Annotated in this window: 2 protein-coding genes and 1 pseudogene; 2 read left to right on the top strand and 1 reads right to left on the bottom strand. The window is 69.4% G+C overall.

The genetic code is table 11. The features are described from left to right. Nucleotides 1-113 (top strand): annotated as a pseudogene (gene pyrB / locus AX702_RS22230) (aspartate carbamoyltransferase catalytic subunit); the annotation flags it as partial. Beyond that, on the top strand, nt 110-1321 hold the full coding sequence (locus tag AX702_RS18490; protein WP_066781911.1) for a dihydroorotase: 1212 nt from the start codon (nt 110-112) through the stop codon (nt 1319-1321). The pseudogene pyrB and the gene AX702_RS18490, both read left to right, overlap by 4 nt. A 48-nt stretch (nt 1322-1369) precedes the next feature. Here the strand turns inward: AX702_RS18490 and AX702_RS18485 are convergent. Beyond that, nucleotides 1370-2181: SPOR domain-containing protein (locus AX702_RS18485; RefSeq protein WP_197420683.1), on the bottom strand; the 812-nt coding region annotated here is incomplete at its 5' end.

Here is a 2181-nt window from a genome sequence, read left to right as displayed (position 1 = left end):
ATCATGCGGAGCGATCCGCCATTACCGAACAGGTGGAGATGGGGGTCGCGGTGCGGATGGCCTGCCTTGACGTGCTGACGCGCCGGTCACGCGGCGTGGAGGGGTGGGCGTGAGCGGCGCGCTACACTTCCGGGATGCCCGGATCATCTGTCCCGTTGCGGGCGAGCGGCGTGGCGACCTGTTCGTTGCCGGTGGACACATCGTCAATGCGGCGGCGGGGGCAACGGAGATCGACTGCCGCGGCGCATTGCTGGCACCGGCGATCGTCGATCTGGGCGTGGCAACTATCGATCGCGCTGCCTTCCGTGCCGGTGGGATCGTTCGGGTCGGCCTCATGCCTGATCAGAACCCGGTCTTGGACGAACCAGGCATCGTTCAGCGATCCGCGCTGATCGGCCGGCCGGATCTGTGGATCCACCCCATCGCCGCCGCGACTCGCGGCCTGACCGGAACCGATCTCGCTGAAATGGCGATCTGCGTTTCAGCCGGAGCGCGAGCCGTTGGTACCGGTCGGCGCTGGGTTGCGGACTCAGGCGTCATGGCGCGGGTCTTCGCCTATGCTCGCGATCTCGATCTCACGGTCGTCACCCATGCGGAAGACAGCGGGCTGGTGGGTGAAGCGGTGGCGACGGAGGGCGAAACCGCCACCCGGCTGGGCCTACCCGCCGCACCAGCCCTTGCCGAACCGCTGGCGATCGCCCGCGATCTCATGCTCGCCGAGGCTGCCGGTGCCCGGCTCCACCTGCGTCAGGTCACTACCGCAGCCGGTTTCGAGATGGTGCGCGCCGCCAAGCGTCGCGGCGTGCGCGTCACGTGCGGGATCACCCCCGCGCACTTGCTACTGTCCGACAATGCGATGAGTGACTTCCGCACCTTCGCGCATCTCTCCCCGCCCTTGCGGTCGGAGGATGATCGGCGCGCGGCGCTGGCGGCGCTGGCCGACGGGACGATTGACGTGCTGTGCTCCGGCCATGATCCACGAGGACCGGAGGAGAAGCGCCTGCCCTTCGCCGATGCAACCGCTGGTGCAGCAGGCGCGGCAACCTTGCTCCCGCTGGCGCTCGGCCTTGCGCGCGACGGCCACGTCAGCCTGGAACGGCTCGCCGCTCTGCTGTCGCGCAATCCTGCGGCGGTACTTGGCCTGGAGGCCGGATCGCTCCAGCCCGGCGCCGAGGCGGATCTCATGCTGGTGGATCCGGACGCACCGTGGCAAATTTCAGCGGACACGCTGCCCGGCACCGCCGGCAACACGCCTTTTGACGGTCTTCCGGTCCAGGGCCGCGTGTTGCGCTTGTTCAAGGGTGGACGCGAACTGGCCTGACCGTCCGTCGGCCCGCCGACTGGCGCATGAGCCAGCGTTGGCGGAGGCTCACCGGCCCGCGAACTGAACCCGCGACGGCTTCACCCAGGCAGCGGTCTGGTCGCCCGCACCGGTGCGAACGAAGCATGAGCCGCCGTTGGCGCGATAGCCGCGGCACAGCGCATTGGCCTCGCCACGGGAGTAGCCGCCCACCGACAAGCGGTAGAAGGACTTGAACGCCATGCCGCTCGGCGTCTCGCCGGCAAATCCGGCATAACGGCGCTGGGCGCGCTCCCACGCGTCCTTGGCAACGGCTGCCGAATCATAGGCGCCAAGTTGCACGAACCACTTGCCGGCTTGCTTGACCTTGGCCGAACCCTCGCTTTCCACTGCCGCAAGCCGCACCGGCGCTTTCACCCCAGCGCTTCGGGCAACCTGCGTACCGGCCGGCAGCGACTGAACCACCTCGCGGCGCTCTGCGAACACGATCCTGGGACCAGCCGGAACGTCTGCCGCAACGGCGGCCACGTGCGTCGGCTCAGGCTCGGCCGCAAGGCTCGTCGCTGGCGCTTCGGCCATAAGCTCAGCAGGGGCGACGCGCGAGGGCATGACATTGTTCAGCGCCAGGGCGACCGGCTGGCCGGGATCCTTCACCGGCTTCACTCCCAGCAGCGCGGCCACCTGATCCGCGGCCCCGGCCGGCTTGGCAAAGGCAGCCCATTGCAGAACGCGCGCATCCGCATCCGTCGGCGCCATGTCGACGCCCGCCATCTGGCGAGCATCGGCCCAGCGGCCCGCCAGCGCCAGCGCCAGTGCCAGGTTCTGGCGGGTCTTGGCGTCCGCCTCCGGCGTGCGCGCAGCCGCGGTCAGCACCTCCACAC

This window comes from Sphingomonas sp. CCH5-D11 (assembly GCF_001557395.1).
GTDB lineage: Bacteria > Pseudomonadota > Alphaproteobacteria > Sphingomonadales > Sphingomonadaceae > Sphingomonas.
This window is presented reverse-complemented; position numbering and strand designations above follow the sequence as displayed.